At 53.5% G+C, this 16,240-nt stretch carries 13 protein-coding genes; all 13 read left to right on the forward strand.

Translation table 11 applies throughout. The features are described from left to right. The first annotated feature begins 112 nt into the window (after positions 1 to 112). The 13 genes from L1N82_RS10320 to L1N82_RS10380 all read left to right on the forward strand — a co-directional run bounded on the left by L1N82_RS10320 (position 113) and on the right by L1N82_RS10380 (position 16,043). On the forward strand, positions 113 to 367 hold the full coding sequence (locus L1N82_RS10320; protein WP_235287283.1) for a post-transcriptional regulator: 255 nt from the start codon (positions 113 to 115) through the stop codon (positions 365 to 367). Positions 368 to 449: 82 nt separating this feature from the next. Next, a complete protein-coding gene (secD, locus tag L1N82_RS10325) occupies positions 450 to 1,715 on the forward strand; it encodes a protein translocase subunit SecD (RefSeq protein ID WP_235287284.1) in 1,266 nt (421 codons plus the stop codon). Beyond that, the gene (gene secF / locus L1N82_RS10330) at positions 1,705 to 2,619 is read left to right on the forward strand and encodes a protein translocase subunit SecF (protein ID WP_235287285.1); all 915 of its coding nucleotides are present in this window, start codon (positions 1,705 to 1,707) and stop codon (positions 2,617 to 2,619) included. The genes secD and secF overlap by 11 nt, the downstream gene beginning before the upstream one ends. 16 nt (positions 2,620 to 2,635) lie before the next feature. Continuing rightward, positions 2,636 to 3,550 (forward strand): cation diffusion facilitator family transporter, encoded by a 915-nt coding sequence (locus tag L1N82_RS10335; RefSeq protein ID WP_235287286.1) that lies wholly within the window; start codon positions 2,636 to 2,638, stop codon positions 3,548 to 3,550. 86 nt (positions 3,551 to 3,636) lie between these two features. Then, entirely contained in the window at positions 3,637 to 6,075 is a 2,439-nt protein-coding gene (recJ, locus tag L1N82_RS10340; RefSeq protein WP_235287287.1) for a single-stranded-DNA-specific exonuclease RecJ, read from the forward strand. An 84-nt stretch (positions 6,076 to 6,159) separates the two neighbouring features. Next, on the forward strand, positions 6,160 to 6,672 hold the full coding sequence (locus L1N82_RS10345) for an adenine phosphoribosyltransferase (RefSeq protein WP_235287288.1): 513 nt from the start codon (positions 6,160 to 6,162) through the stop codon (positions 6,670 to 6,672). A 272-nt stretch (positions 6,673 to 6,944) separates the two neighbouring features. Then, on the forward strand, positions 6,945 to 9,128 hold the full coding sequence (locus tag L1N82_RS10350; protein ID WP_235287289.1) for a RelA/SpoT family protein: 2,184 nt from the start codon (positions 6,945 to 6,947) through the stop codon (positions 9,126 to 9,128). A 35-nt stretch (positions 9,129 to 9,163) separates the two neighbouring features. Then, the gene (dtd, locus tag L1N82_RS10355) at positions 9,164 to 9,610 is read left to right on the forward strand and encodes a D-aminoacyl-tRNA deacylase (protein ID WP_235287290.1); all 447 of its coding nucleotides are present in this window, start codon (positions 9,164 to 9,166) and stop codon (positions 9,608 to 9,610) included. A gap of 66 nt (positions 9,611 to 9,676) precedes the next feature. Then, complete coding sequence (locus L1N82_RS10360; RefSeq protein ID WP_235287291.1) at positions 9,677 to 9,844, forward strand: hypothetical protein; 168 nt, start codon at positions 9,677 to 9,679, stop codon at positions 9,842 to 9,844. A 683-nt stretch (positions 9,845 to 10,527) separates the two neighbouring features. Continuing rightward, on the forward strand, positions 10,528 to 11,787 hold the full coding sequence (hisS, locus tag L1N82_RS10365) for a histidine--tRNA ligase (protein WP_235287292.1): 1,260 nt from the start codon (positions 10,528 to 10,530) through the stop codon (positions 11,785 to 11,787). 36 nt (positions 11,788 to 11,823) lie between these two features. Beyond that, entirely contained in the window at positions 11,824 to 13,626 is a 1,803-nt protein-coding gene (gene aspS, locus L1N82_RS10370) for an aspartate--tRNA ligase (protein WP_235287293.1), read from the forward strand. A gap of 183 nt (positions 13,627 to 13,809) precedes the next feature. Further along, a complete protein-coding gene (locus L1N82_RS10375) occupies positions 13,810 to 14,565 on the forward strand; it encodes a tRNA threonylcarbamoyladenosine dehydratase (protein ID WP_235287294.1) in 756 nt (251 codons plus the stop codon). A gap of 155 nt (positions 14,566 to 14,720) precedes the next feature. Next, positions 14,721 to 16,043: a replication-associated recombination protein A gene (locus tag L1N82_RS10380; protein WP_235287295.1), complete on the forward strand. Its 1,323-nt coding sequence runs from the start codon at positions 14,721 to 14,723 to the stop codon at positions 16,041 to 16,043. The last annotated feature ends 197 nt before the right edge of the window (positions 16,044 to 16,240 follow it).

Here is a 16,240-nt window from a genome sequence, read left to right on the forward strand (position 1 = left end):
CCTGTCTTGGCGCATGCCAACATTTCAGTAAATCACTGGGCGCAGCAGGATAATGAAGGGGAGCAGCGAATTAGTATCGGATAGACGTGAATATCGGGGGAGGCTTGCGACGATGTCGGAACAGTCATTGACCGATGAGGAGCTTACGATGCTGGTGGAATCACTTTGCGAGAGTAAAGCGGAGGAATTTCGATTAATCGGGTATGAGCATGTGACAGGCAGGGAAGTATGGGACTGCGTAAGCGAGAAATACAGCCGGACAGGAATGCCGGCGCTGCATCAAATCGTGAACGATATTTTATCGCTGAAGACGACGCAGTTTATGAATTTCCTGACATTGGGCGCTTACAAAGGGACCTACTTCTAAAAGTCGGGTCTCTTTTTTTGACTCGAATTTCAAGCGTCGGTATAATGGGAATATTGAGTAGACAAGGGGGAGCAAGAAGGCAATGAAGAGAATGCTGGCTTTCATCCTGATTGTGGTTGTTACGTTCGCAGCCATAGCGGTCACCAGCCCGGACTTAGTACGTAAAATTAATCTGGGCTTGGATCTTAAGGGCGGGTTTGAAATCTTGTATGAGGCGAAGCCGCTGCAGCCGGGCGGTCAAGTGACGAAGGAGTCTCTGATCGAGACGGCCAAGAGCTTGGAAAGACGGATTAATGCCACAGGTGTTTCCGAACCAGAGATAACAACTGAAGGAGACAACCGGATCCGGGTCAAGCTTGCGGGCGTGGACGATGAAGAGAGCGTGCGAACAAAGCTGAAAGAGCCTGCTGTCCTTACGTTCCGGAGCATGCGCGGCTGCCAGCCTGAGGAAGGTTTTTGTAAGGTAGAGCTTATTGGCACCGATTTTGTTGAGAATGGTGCCGGTATTGATCAGGACGCTCTTGGCGGGTGGAAAATCACGATCCAGCTTAAGAGCGCAGCAAAATTTGCGGAAATTACCCGGGAAATAGCCAAGCTTCCGCTCGGTCAGAACCAGCTGGCGATCTATCTGGATGAAGAGCAGCTTTCGGCTCCATCCGTGTCGGGTGAGATTAACAGCTCCAGTGCCGAAATTACCGGCAGTTTCTTACGCGAGGAAGCAAAGGAGATCGCAGACACTATCAACCTTGGTGCGCTGCCCCTGAAGCTTGAGGATCGCTACATGCAGTCCGTAGATGCAACGCTGGGACAGATGTCCCTGCAGCAGACCGTCTTTGCCGGCATTCTGGGATCGGCGATTGTGCTGCTGTTCATGCTGGTGTTCTACCGTCTTCCGGGGCTGGTAGCTTCGATCTCCCTTATCGCATATATCTGGCTCCTGCTTGTCGGAGTATGGCTGATGAACGTAACACTTACCCTGCCGGGTATTGCAGCTGTTGTTCTTGGTATCGGTATGGCGGTAGATGCCAACATTATTACCTATGAACGGATTAAGGAAGAGCTTCGCAGCGGCAAGAGCATTCTGTCGTCCTTAAAGGCGGGCTCGCGAAATTCGTTCCGTACGATTATGGACGCGAATGTAACGACCATTATTGCGGGCAGTGTGCTCTATATAATCGGGACCGGCGCTGTCAAGGGATTTGCGGTAGTCCTAATTATGAGTATCGTCATCAGTATTATCACGAACGTCGGGTACTCGCGTCTGCTGCTGTACCTGCTGATTCGCAGCAACGTGATCAAGAATAAGGCGCTGTTCGGTGTAAAGGAGAGTGAAATCCGTGCGCTATAATTTGCGAAAATTTGATTTCATCAAGCTGAGCCGGTATTTCTTTATCTTCTCAATCGCCATTACAGTGCTTGGTGTTATCACGCTGGCTGCTCTGGGCATGAACTATGGGGTGGATTTCCGGGCGGGCTCCAGTATGGACCTGGCCGTTCAGAAGAATCTTCAGGGGCAGAAGGAAGAGATTCAATCCTTCCTGGATGAACAGAATCTTGGCAAGTATACCTTGACGGTCGGCGCGGAGCGCGTGTCCATCCGTTTTGATGATATCCTGAGCGATCAGGAGGAACAGCAGCTCAAGAGAGGGTTTGCAGATGCATTCGACCCAAAGGCTTCAGCTGAAGTCTACACGGTAGATGTACAGATGGCACGCGAGCTGCAGACCAATGCCCTGGTGGCAGTTGCAATTGCGAGCATCGGGATCATAATTTACGTTAGCATCCGGTTTGAATGGCGGTTTGCGATTGCCGCTATTGTCGCTTTGCTGCATGATGCCTTCATCGTCATCAGTTTGTTCTCGATATTGCGGCTTGAGGTCAATCTTCCATTCATCGTGGCTGTACTGACGATAATTGGTTACTCCATCAATGATACAATCGTAATCTTTGACCGCATACGTGAGAACATGCGCTTTGCGAAGCTCAAAACAAAAGAAGATATTGCGGCACTTGTGAACGAGAGTATCTGGCAGACGATGACTCGTTCGATCAACACCGTCGCTACCGTATTCGTAACAGCTCTTTGCGTTTTCCTGTTTGGCGGCGAGTCGATTAAGCTGTTCTCGCTCGCTATCTTGTTCGGTTTGGTCAGCGGCGCTTACTCGTCCATCTTCATTGCAAGTCCACTGTGGCTTGTGCTGAAGAACAAGCAAAAACCGAAGGCATCGGCTAATACCCAGCCAGCCAGCTAGAAAGGTGTGAAGTACATTGCAAAAGCAGGGGACAATCGGACAACCATCCGCGGGAGGTAAAAGTCTGTGGGGAAATGCCGGACTTGCCCTGCTTAAGGGAGGCGCCGGCTGGTTCACAGGCAGCCAGGCCTTGCTTGCAGACGCCTTCCGCAGTGCAACGGATTTAGCCAGAGATTATGCTTCTGCCGTATCACAGCAACGCCAAATCAGGCAGGAACAGCGGCGTCCGGCTGACCTGAAGGGCAGGCAGGCTGGCGGTGATCAGGCCTTTACACTAGTCATTTCACTGCTCTTGCTCATTGTCGGAATCGAAATCTGTATATCGGCAGTGAGGTTTACTGCGGATGGGGTTGTAGAAGCACCCCATTGGGCAGCCATGATCGTAGTTCCGGCAGCCTGGCTGATCAAGATGCTGTTCTTCCCTGAGAAGGGCCGTGCCGCAGCCGAGATGTATGTATCCGCAGTCGTATTGCTGGGAACATTCATTGCATGGCTGGGCGGTCAGTTGGATATGCCCATCCTTCTCTACGGCGATCCGGCAGCGGCATTTGCAGTCGGGACGGCTGTCGCATGGAATGGCTATCGTCAGCTTGCCGGTGGCCTTGCAACGTCCAAAGGTTCCGGCTTAGCTAAGACGGATGAAGCGGAATTGTCAGCGGCTGTCCAGCGAATGGATGGGGTCATCGCCATCGGTTCCTTGTCGGCCTGGGAACAGGGCCACTATGTTGCAGTGGAAGTCACCATAAGTGTTAATCCAAGAATTACGGTTCAGGAGGGGCACGAAATAGCCCGGCGTGTCAGGGAACACCTGCTTAAACGGTTTATACATTTAAGCGAGGTGCAGGTACACGTGGATCCTTACGACGGCGGCTATCCATACAAATCCAATCATGATCCGAACGAGGAGCATATACCGACGCTGCTGCAGTAAGCCGGCAGCGGCGGTTTTTTGCTGCTTGCGGGAATACACGCTCAAGGACTGTAGAACGACATCAATTAACAGGGGGGGAAGAGGCGTTGCTGAATTCGAAGACCCGTTGGGTCGTTTCGAAGCTGACAGATGAAGAAGAGAAAAGCGCTGCCCTCATGGCTGGTGAATTGGGGTTGTCGCCGTTAACGGCAAGGCTGCTTCTGCAAAGAGGAATTACAGGTGTGGAAGCGGCGAAGAGGTTTCTGTACGGGGAGATTGAGCTGCTCCATGATCCTTACCTGCTAAAAGGAATGGAGCAGGGCGTACACAGAATCCGGCAGGCACTGGCTGACAGGGAGGCCATCCGGATTTACGGTGACTATGATGCGGACGGGGTGTCCAGCACTTCGCTAATGATCCGGCTGCTCAGAAGCTTGGACAGCTCGTTCGATTACTATATTCCGCACCGGCAGCTGGAGGGCTACGGGCTGAATAAAGCGGCCATCGAGGCTGCCGCTGCTGCCGGGATCAAGCTCTTGATAACAGTGGATACGGGAATTAGTGCAGTCGAGCAAATCGCGTATGCAAGCGAGCTGGGTATTGATGTCGTGGTTACCGACCATCACGAGCCTCCAGAGGTACTGCCGGAGGCGGCAGCCATTATTAACCCGAAGCAGAAGGACTGCCCGTATCCCTTCAAGGGGCTGGCCGGTGTTGGCGTGGCATTTAAGGTGGCTTCAGCATTACTCGGCCGTACACCGCTGGAGTGGACGGATCTGGTCGCTCTAGGGACGATTGCAGACTTAATGCCGCTCATAGACGAGAATAGGGTACTGGTTAAGAAAGGCCTGGAGCAGCTGCGCCGTTCAGCTGAGCCGGGTTTCCGGGCGCTGGCAGAAGTCAGTGGTCTAAGCCTCGACAGCCTGAGCTCGGAAGGGATTGCCTTTGGAATGGCGCCGCGTATTAACGCCGCCGGCAGACTTGCCCATGCTGACATCGCGGTCAGGCTGCTAGCGTCCACCGAGTCGACCGAAGCGGAGCTGCACGCGGATTCTCTGGATGCCCTGAACCGTGAGCGCCAGCAGATAGTGGATGCCATGGTGAAGGAAGCCGAAGCACTCTGGTCGGATAAGCGCCGTGCGGCAGCTGAGCAGGGTAAGCCGGATCCTGGGGTTATTGTTGTGGCTGCGGAAGGTTGGAATGTTGGCGTTGTCGGTATTGTTGCATCGAAGCTGATCGAGCGCCATTACCGGCCGACCTTAGTTCTTGGCATAGATCCGGAGACGGGAAAAGCGAAAGGATCCGCCCGGTCTATAGACGGATTTGACCTTTATGCGGCGTTGACCGAGTGCGCTGACCTGTTGGAACATTATGGTGGACATCAGGCGGCGGCGGGCATGACACTGCACCGTGACCGGCTGGATGAACTGGAGCTTATGCTTGACAATCTGGCAGGGGAGTGGCTTAAGGAGGAGGACCTGATCCGCAAGACAGATGTTGATCTGGTATGCGGTGCGGATGAAGCCGATCTTGATACGGTTCGCCAGCTCCAGCTTCTGGAACCGTTTGGGGCTGGGAACCCGCAGCCGAAGCTGCTGGTGACAGCGGGCCGTCTCAAAGAAAAGCGGGTGATCGGCAAGGAGGGCAAGCATCTTAGACTGACTGCGGCCCGCGGCCGTGGAGCGTTGGAGGCGGTCGGCTTCGGACTAGGCGGATTGGCGGGGCGGATAGCGGAAGAAGCAAGTGTCGAGATGCTGGGCGAGCTTAGCGTGAATGAATGGAATGGTATCCAGAAGCCTCAGCTGCTTATTCGTGATCTGCGTATCCCGCATAGGCAGTTCTTCGATGGAAGAGGAGAGAGGGATCCGTTAGCTGTCATACGGCAGCTGCAAGCATTGTACCCGCCGCCGGAAAACTCGATGCGCCCGGCTGGTAACCGGCCGGGCGGAGCAGCAGAGTCCTGTATCCTCGTTCTTACGCACGATACCTCGTGTAAGGAAGCGGCGGCAGGGGCGGAAGCGGCTCTTGTAGGAGGATGGGATGCCGTGGGGCCGGGGCGTTGCGTGACTCTTCACTACGACCAGCTGTCTGGTCATGAAATGGACTATGCTGTGCTCGTGCTGCTGGATAAACCGCCATGCGGTGAGAGCTTGGCCGCGTTCATTCGGCGCTCTGCCAGACTGGAGGCTGTCCACGCGCTGTATAAGCCGGATCGGCGAGCCCCCCGCTTTCCTGAACGCAGCCATTTTGCAGAAATCTACCAAGCGGTTCGTAAGCTAAGTCCCGAAGAACGGGTCTACAACCGAATCCATCATTCCCTGTCATGGACCGGGTGGTCCGAAGCTGCGGTCCGCATGATGCTTGATGTGTTTATTGAGCTGGGTTTTATCCTTTCGGAACAGGGCCGTCTTCAGATAGTCGCAAAACCTGAGCGCAGGGATCTGGCGGAGTCCGCAATATATCAGCGGGCTGAACAGGCGGCCGTTTATGAGCGGCTGTGGCTTGCCCCGGCTGCTGAGCTTGCGCAGTGGCTCAGGAGTCTGTAAATAACTGGATTTAAAAGTTTGTTTCCATTCGGCTTTATATTTGATACGATCACATTATTCCACATGATCCTAGGAGGATTACAGATGAACTTCAAAGATTATATCCGCGTTATCCCCGATTTCCCGCAGCCGGGAATCCGGTTTAAAGATATTACCACCCTGCTGAAGGACGGGGAAGCTTACCGGTCTGCCATCGAGGCGCTTAAAGAAGGAGTAAAGCATCTCGAAATTGATATTGTGGCAGGTCCTGAGGCGCGCGGGTTTGTTATCGGCGCACCGCTGGCGCTGTCACTGGGCGTTGGGTTTGTGCCGATCCGCAAGAGCGGTAAGCTTCCTGGTGAAACCGTTGAAGCATCGTACGACCTCGAATACGGAAAGGACCGTCTGGCGATGCACAAGGATGCGATCAGCCCGGGACAGCGTGTTCTTATTGCAGATGATTTGCTTGCTACCGGAGGTACAATCTCTTCCACTATGAATCTGATCAAGTCAGTTGGCGGCGAAGTGGCAGGAGCCTCATTCCTGATTGAGCTTTCCTACCTGACCGGCAGGGACAAGCTGAACGGTATTGATGTGTTCTCGCTTGTAACTTATTAATGTCAGCTGCTTAAGCTAGGCGCATATTCGGATACACAAGACCCCAACCTGCCGGCTATGGCAGGTTGGGGTCTTCCTGTAATGGAATAGCCGGTGATTAGCTTCCATCTATTACCTGATTAGACGTCTTTAGAACCCGGGTAACGTGAAGCTTGGATGAAAGCGTTCGGCAGGCAGTTGACGTTTGCCCATTACTACAGGCATAATATTAGAAAACTCGGAAAGACAAGATTCGATTGTCGCGAGGGACTCTGTTTCGGAAAGGACGTTTCATGGGCATAGAGCAGTTACTCGAAAAGGCATCGACCTACCTGAGAGAATCGGACCTGGAGCGCGTCAGGGAAGCCTACGATTTTGCCGAACAAGCCCATCACGGCCAAGTGCGAAAATCGGGAGAACCTTATATATTGCATCCGGTTGCGGTTGCGGAAATTATAGTGAATATGCAGATGGACGTGATCTCCATCATTGCGGCTCTGCTTCACGATGTCGTGGAGGACACGACAGTGCCGCTTGAAGAAGTCCGCGTTCGTTTTGGCGATACATGCGCCATGCTGGTTGATGGATTGACCAAGCTGGAGAAGATCAAGTTCCGTTCCAAGGAAGAACAGCAGAATGAGAATTACCGGAAGATGTTTGTGGCGATGGCCCAGGATATCCGGGTTATTCTTATTAAGCTGGCTGACCGTCTGCACAATATGCGGACCCTTAAGTTCCAGTCAGAAGAAGCCCAGCGGCGGATTGCATATGAAACACTGGAAATCTTTTGTCCAATCGCACACAGGCTCGGCATCTCGGCAATCAAGTGGGAGATGGAGGATATTGCGCTGCGGTACCTGAATCCTCAGCAGTATTACCGGATTGCTAACCTGATGCAGAAAAAGCGGGTGGAGCGGGAGCAGTTCATATCAGACGTAATCAGCAAGATTAAAGAGAAGTTGTCTGAAATGAGTATTGATGGCGATATTTCCGGACGGCCCAAGCATATCTACAGCATCTTTAAGAAGATGCAGGATAAGAACAAGCAGTTTAACGAGATTTATGATCTGCTGGCGATCCGCATCATCGTAGATAACATTAAAGACTGTTATGCCACGCTTGGTATCATTCACACGCTGTGGCGGCCCATGCCGGGACGCTTCAAGGATTACATCGCCATGCCGAAGGCGAATATGTATCAGTCGCTGCATACTACGGTGATCGGGCCGAACGGCGAGCCTACAGAGGTGCAGATCCGGACTTGGGAGATGCACCGGACGAGCGAGTATGGTATTGCTGCGCACTGGGCGTACAAGGAAGGCGGAAGCAACCCGAATACAAGCTTTGGCGAGAAGATGAAGTGGTTCCGTGAAATTCTCGAGCTTCAGGATGAAGCACGGGATGCATCAGAGTTCATGGAATCGCTGAAGATGGATTTCTTCTCCGATCTCGTGTTTGTATTTACGCCTAAGGGAGAGGTGTTTGAGCTCCCAGCCGGTTCAGTGCCGCTGGACTTCGCTTACCGGGTTCATACGGAGGTTGGCAACCGGACGATCGGCGCGAAGGTGAATGGTCGTATCGTGCCGCTGGATCATAAGCTGAAGACCGGGGATATTGTCGAGATTTTGACATCGAAGCATTCGTACGGCCCAAGCCAGGACTGGGTCAAGATTGCGCAATCCTCCCATGCCAGAAGCAAGATCAAGCAGTGGTTCAAGAAGGAGAAGCGTGAAGAGAATGTCGCTAAGGGCCGTGACCTTCTGGAGAGGGAGCTGAAGCGTCTCGGACTTGAGCCTTCTCAATGGCTGCAGGATGATAAGCTGTTGGAAGCGGCGAACAAATTCACCTTCCATGATATTGAGGATATGCTGTCCGCAGTGGGCTTTGGCGGCATTACGGCCGCTCAGATCGTGACGAAGCTCACTGAGAAGCTCCGCAAAGAAGCAGAGGAAGCCAACAAGATTGAGCTGACTTCGGAAGTTAAAGAGATGAAGTCGCCGACGATCGCTAAGAAGAAACGCCCGACACACGGCATCCGCGTGAAAGGCGTAGATAATATGCTTGTGCGCTTTGCCCGCTGCTGCAATCCAGTACCCGGCGATGAAATTGTCGGCTATATAACCCGGGGCAGAGGCGTTTCGGTACACCGGACGGATTGCAACAATATCCCTACTACAGGTGATGGGGAAGAAGCTGCACGTGTTATCGAGGTGGAATGGGAGCAATCGGTAGAAGCTAATTACGCCGTTGATATCGAGATCCGCGGCCATGACCGCAAAGGATTGCTGAACGAGGTGCTCCAGGTGGTATCGGAGAGCAAGACGAATATCTCGGCTGTCTCGGGCCGTTCGGATAAGAACAAGCTCGCCTTGATTCATATGACGATCCTGATCCGCAATATTGAGCATCTGCAGTCGGTTGTAGACAAGATCAAGCGCATCCAGGATGTGTTCTCGGTGCATCGGATCATGCAATAAGCGTATGCAAGAATGAAGGATACTTGGGGGTAACGATGAGAGTTGTCGTACAGCGCTGCCGTTCGGCCTCGGTCACGGTCGCAGGTGAGGTCACCGGGGCGATAGAAGAGGGCCTGATGCTGCTCGTCGGATTTACACAGGAGGATACAGAGCGTGACATCCGCTGGATGGCGGACAAGCTGGCTGGTCTTCGGATCTTTGAGGATCAGGATGGGAAAATGAACCTGTCCGTAACTGACATCGGCGGTGCGGTGCTGTCTGTGTCGCAGTTTACACTTTACGGGGACTGCCGTAAGGGCAGAAGACCTAATTTTATGTCTGCTGCGAGACCAGAACAGGCTGAACCTCTCTATAATCAATTTAATGAATTGCTGCGTGCCCGGGGGCTTCATGTTGAGACAGGCCGTTTCGGCGCCATGATGGATGTGGAGCTCATTAATTGGGGACCGGTTACGCTGATTATCGACAGCATGGACGGTTAGATTCGGGACTGCTGGATACACTAATGGCAAATGGAGACAGATGTCGAAAGGAGCCGAGAGTAATTCATGCGCCAAGCACCCAAAGAGCAGCAGATTCTAAGAACGGCCTCCGGGCTGATGCATGCAGAACGCCGCGAGGCATTAGCTTGTATGACAGCCGTAGCGGCCGGAGAACGTCCGGCTTCAGCCTTGTGGTCCGGCGGTCGCACCAGCCCGGACAGGGAGATGCTGTAAGGCCGCAGGGGCAGATAAAACACTGAGCGTGTACAGCGCCAGTGTTTTTTTTACTCTTATAAGTAAACGCTTCATTTATTGTAATAAGACTGTAATCTAATTAACATGTTCTCCTAATATAGCCCGGCTAGAATAATAGTCGACCCCCTTTTTTATAAGATATAAACTTTGGACCTGTGGCCCCGCTGGCTGCAGGTTATTTTCTTTTACAAGACCTTAGGGCCTATGGCGACAAAAAAAGCTGTGCGAATCTTGACTTTACGTGTCACGGCAGGTAAAATTGGTAATCAACTGAAGGCTGCGGCCATAGCTGCAGAAGATTCGATGACGGGACAAAGTAATCTGTATCACATACCCAGAGAGAGACGTCCAGGCTGCAAACGTCTTTATGCTGAGCAGGTGAAAGAACCTCCCTGAGAACGTCCGGTGAACCAGCAGACCGTCTGTAACGGTATGCTCATTAGCCGGTACGCGAGTAACGGGCGTTAACCGTTGAGCGGTTAGACTGCATACTGGCAGATAACCGGAACATGGGTGGTACCGCGTGAGCTGATAACAGTCTCTCGCCCCAAGCGCATCAGAGCGCTTGAGGCGGGGGGCTTTTTTACATTCATCGCTGTTTTCTCAGACCGGCTTAACACAGCTTCACGAAATGTTTGGAAACAAGAAGGAGGGGATTGCAGATGGCTTTTCAGAAGCCGCCGGGCACACAAGACTTTCTTCCTGCAGCAACTGCCAAGTGGCAGTTCGTGGAAGGCAAAGCCAGAGCGCTGTGCCGCAGCTATAATTACCGTGAAATCCGGACGCCAATGTTTGAAACGACGGACCTGTTCAAGCGGGGAGTCGGCGAAACGACGGATATTGTGGAGAAGGAGATGTACACCTTCACGGACAGGGGAGACCGCAGCATTACTCTTCGTCCCGAAGGAACAGCGGGGGTGGTACGGGCCTATGTGGAGAACAAGCTTTACGGAGAACCGGATGTCGGCAAGCTGTATTATATTGGTCCAATGTTCCGTTATGAACGCCAGCAGGCAGGGCGTTACCGCCAGTTCCATCAGTTCGGAGTAGAGGCGCTTGGTTCAGCCGACCCAGCGATTGATGCAGAGGTTATCGCGCTCGGCTTATCGTTCTTCCACTCTATCGGGCTGGAGGATGTGCGCGTGGAGATCAACTCGGTCGGTACTCCGTCCGTCCGCGCCGCTTTCCGCGAAAAGCTGCTTGGCTTCCTGGAGCCGATGCGGGAGACGCTGTGCAAGGACTGCCAGTCGCGGATGGACCGCAACCCCTTGCGCGTTCTGGACTGCAAGACGGATCAGAAGCATTTCACGGATGCGCCTTCGATACTGGATAGTCTGGATGAGGAGTGCAGCACGCATTTTGAAGCGGTAAAATCATACTTGGAGGCCATGGGTATCGGCTACACCATCAATTCCCGGCTTGTGCGCGGACTGGATTACTATACGCACACCGCTTTTGAATATAAGGCGGAAGGCATCGGGGCAATCGACACGGTTGGCGGAGGCGGCCGCTACAATGGGCTTGTCGGTGAGATCGGCGGACCGGATCAGCCGGGGATTGGCTTTGGTATTGGTCTTGAGCGGGCTGTCATGCTGCTGGAGAGCAAGAATAGCGGGGTTGAAGGCCTTGGCCGCCTGGATGTGTATGTTGTCGGGCTCGGTTCTGATGCAGAGCGGGAAACCGTACGGATTGTGCAGCAGCTTCGGGAACAGGGCCTTGCTGCAGACCGTGATTACCTTGGTCGTAAGATGAAGGCACAGATGAAGTCGGCAGACCGCTACGAAGCTCGCTTTACGGCGATTCTCGGCGAGGACGAGCTGGCGCGCGGCGAGATTGCGCTGAAGCATATGCAATCCGGCGAACAGCGTGTGGTATCACTGGACAAGCTTGCGGATGAAATCAAGCAGTCCATCTCACAATAAACCAACTAGGAACATAGAAAGGCAGGAATCTTGACTATGATGCTCAAAACACATGACTGCGGCAAATTGACAAAAGCCGATGTGGGAACAAAGGTAATCTTGAATGGCTGGGTACAGCGCAGACGCGACCTTGGAGGCGTGCTCTTCATTGATTTGCGCGACCGCACCGGTATTGTACAGATTGTATTCAACCCGGATTTCTCCGGAGAGGCGCTTGATATCGCTGACCGCGCCCGCAGTGAATATGTGCTTGCCGTAAGCGGCGAAGTGGTCCAGCGTGACCCGGAAACGTTCAATCCGAACATTGCGACAGGAGAGATCGAAATCCGCGTTAAGGAAATCGAAATCATGAGTGCTGCCAAGACGCCTCCATTTCCGGTTGAGGACGGCGTAGAGGTTGATGAATCCCTGCGACTGAAGTACCGTTATCTGGATCTGCGCCGGCCCGAGATGCAGAATACGCTGCTGCTTCGTTCGAAGGCGGCCAAAATTTTCCGTGACTTCCTTGACGGACAGGGCTTTATCGAGGTAGAGACGCCGATTCTGACCAAGAGCTCTCCTGAAGGAGCCAGAGACTACCTTGTACCAAGCCGGGTTCACCCGGAGGAGTTCTACGCACTCCCACAATCGCCGCAAATTTTTAAGCAGCTGCTTATGGTAGGCGGCATTGAGCGTTATTATCAGATCGCACGCTGCTTCCGTGATGAAGATCTTCGTGCGGACCGCCAGCCGGAGTTTACGCAGGTGGACATCGAGACCTCGTTCCTGTCTCAGGATCAGCTGCTCGATATGATGGAAGAGCTCGCGGTCAAGCTGTTCCGTGAAACAGTAGGCGCCGAACTGTCCCGTCCGTTCCAGCGTATTACGTATGCCGATGCGATGAACAAATATGGCTCGGATAAGCCTGACCTTCGTTTTGGCCTGGAGATGGAGGATATTACCGATATCGTCTCCGGCAGTGACGTGAAGGTGTTTGCGAGCGTAGCTGCCTCAGGCGGTGTTGTCAAAGCGCTGAACGCCAAAGGCTGCGCAGGCTGGAGCCGCAAGGAGCTGGATGATCTGCAGCCATTTGCGGCACGATACGGCGGTAAGGGTCTTGCATGGGTTACCGTTAAGGAAGGCGAGTGGCGCGGACCGATCGTCAAGTTCTTTAAACCCGAAGAGATCAGTGCGTTGAGCGACCGTCTTGGCGTAGAGGAGGGAGACCTGCTCCTGTTCTCAGCCGACAAGAAGAAAGTGGTTGCGGATGTGCTTGGAAATCTTCGCCTGAAGATCGGCCGCGAGCTGGGCCTGATTGACGATTCCGTGTACAAGTTCGCGTGGGTGGTTGACTTCCCGCTGCTTGGCTGGGACGAAGAAGCCAAGCGTTATGTAGCCGAGCATCATCCGTTTACCCGCCCTCATGAAGATGATCTGCATCTGTTCGAGACCGATCCGGGCGCGATTCGCGCGCAGGCATATGACCTTGTTCTGAACGGTTATGAGGTCGGCGGCGGTTCGATGCGGATTTACAAGCGTGAGGTACAGGAAAAGATGTTCAAGGCACTAGGCTTTACGATGGAAGAAGCTTACGAATCATTTGGCTATCTGCTTGAAGCGTTCGAATATGGTACACCGCCTCATGGCGGCATTGCCTTTGGTTTTGACCGTCTCGTTATGCTTCTTACAGGCCGGACCAACCTGCGTGAGACGATTGCATTTCCGAAGACAGCCAATGCTACCGATCTGCTCTGTGACGCGCCAGCGCCTGTTGAGCCGTCCCAGCTTCAGCAGCTGCATATCCGTACCGTGCCGAAGCCAAGCGCGAAGCCTGGACAGGCAGAAGGACCAAAAGCATAATAGCAGGACGATACCGGGGAGAATGCCTGCGGGCGTTCTCCGCGGGTAACATGATGAAGTGCAAAGTGTGGACTGTCTCATTACGGGTTAATTTCCTGGAGAGACAGTCCATTCTTAAGTAAACGGCAGCAGGCGGGCAGATATAGCCGACCTGCGGTCTGTCCCGGAAGGAGCGATATTTAGATGCTGCACCAGTTTTCCCGTACGGAGCTTGCCATTGGGCCTGAAGGGCTTGATGTGATGAAGAACAGCACGGTTGCCGTGCTCGGAATTGGCGGAGTCGGATCAATTGCTGCCGAGGCGCTGGCCCGGACAGGGGTGGGCCGGATCATCCTGATCGACAAAGACGTGGTTGATATAACCAATGTTAACCGGCAGATCCATGCGCTTACGACTACGGTCGGCCAGCCGAAGGCCGATCTGATGCAGGAGCGTATCAAGCTGATTAATCCGGAGTGCGACGCTGTGTCGCTGCGGATGTTTTATACGGAAGAAACCTATGAGAAGCTGTTTGAGTATGAGCTTGATTATGTGCTGGACGCGTCGGATACACTCTCTTATAAGGTCCATCTGATTAAGCAGTGCCTGGAGCGGAAAATACCGATCATCTCCAGTATGGGCGCCGCTAACAAGATGGATCCGACCAAGTTCCAGGTTGTTGATATTTCGAAGACGCATACGGATCCGGTAGCCAGAGTCGTGCGCCAGAAGCTACGCCGCGAAGGCGTCAGGCGCGGAGTTAAGGTTGTTTTCTCGACGGAGGAGCCTAAGAAGCCGAGGGAAGATGTAACCCAGCGAATCGTACCGGAGAATGCGCCGGAGATTCGTAAAGCACAGATGCCGCCTGCAAGCAATGCATTCGTTCCGCCTGTAGCCGGACTGATTATGGTCAGTGTGGCTGTACGTGAGCTGCTGGAGCGGAACGGTGTGAAGGTTTAAGAGAACATCTTAAAATATTGGCATGTTGAAAGCCGGCAGGAATGACCTGCCGGTTTTTTGAGCTGGCTGTACTCATGCAGCAAGTGGAGAACATGTGTGCGAATATGGTATAATGGCAGTGAAATAATTAAGTTACGGATGAAAGGAAAGCGGATATGGACTTATTCTCCTATCAGGAAGAGGCGAAGCCCCGGGCCAGACTGCTCGCAGATCGCATGCGTCCTGAGACGCTGGATGATTACATCGGCCAAGCCCATATCGTGGGCCCGGGCAAGTTGCTCAGGAGGGCGATCGAGGGAGACCAGGTGTCTTCCATACTGCTGTACGGTCCTCCAGGCTGCGGCAAGACAACGCTCGCCCACATTATCTCGAAGAAGACTGAGGGGGATTTCATCAAGCTGAACGCCGTCGATGCATCGGTTAAGGATGTCCGCGAGGTGATTGACCGTGCGAAAACAACGAAATCGATGTACGGCAGGAAGACGATTCTGTTTTTGGATGAGGTCCATCGCTTCAATACATCACGCCAGGATGCTCTGCTGCCGGCTGTGGAGCAGGGGATCATTATCTTTATCGGCGCAACCACTGAAAATCCGTTCCATCATGTCAACGGGGCGCTGCTGTCACGATCTACGCTGTTTCAGCTGGAGCCGCTGACAGAGGAGCACGCCATGGAGGCTATGCGGCGGGCGCTGAAGGATAAGGACAGGGGGCTCGGCTTCATGAAGCTGACGGCCGATGACGAGGCGCTGGCGCATATCGCCTCCATGGCCGGAGGTGATATCAGGCGTGCGCTCAATGCGCTGGAGCTTGCTGCCGTTACGACCCCCTCCCAGCCTGACGGCTCCGTTCATATTAATCTGGAGGTAGCGGAGGAGTCGATCCGCAAGCCGACGATGAAGGCTGATGAATCGACGCAGTACGATGTGCTCTCGGCCTTTCACAAGAGCATACGGGGATCCAGCGATGCGGCACTGTTCTGGTTTCTGTATGCGGTAGAGAAGCTTGGAATGGACCCGATGACCTTCCTTAGGCGATTGATTGTCGCATGCAGTGAGGATATTGGGCTGGCCAATCCCCAGGCGATGGTGCAGGCGGTGACCGCAATGGACGCCTACCATAAGATCGGCTGGCCGGAGGCCAAGTACAATATATCGCAGGCGATCCTGTTTGCCGTGGAGAGCCCGAAGTCCAATGCTGTAACAGAAGCAATCGGCCGTATCGGGGCAGCGATCGAGCGGAGCGGTACGATGGAGGTGCCGCTGCATCTGCGGGATGGCCATTATAAGGGCTCCGTCCAGCTTGGGCATACCGGGTACTTGTACCCTCATGACTATCCGGGCCATTATGTGGAGCAGCAGTACCTGCCGGACAGTCTGCACGGACAGGAATACTATCGTGCAACCGCACAAGGCATGGAGGAGAAAATCCAGCAAAACCAGGCCAAACGCCGCCGAAACCGTGGTACATCGAGATAGAGGGGCAAAAATCATCGTAAGAGCCAGCAAAAGGTTCATAAAGGTCAACCTATGCCGAATAAACATAAATACAGCCATAAAACCGGCGTTTGACGCAAAGGCCTTCATCGACTAATCTTAATTATTATAATGATTAATTATATTTTATACCCTGAAGGAGGTGCACCTGTCCCCCGATAAAGCCGCCAGGCGGCATA

Origin of the sequence: Paenibacillus tarimensis (genome assembly GCF_021532315.1) — a bacterium.
In the GTDB taxonomy this organism is placed as follows: Bacteria; Bacillota; Bacilli; order Paenibacillales; family Paenibacillaceae; genus Paenibacillus_I; species Paenibacillus_I tarimensis.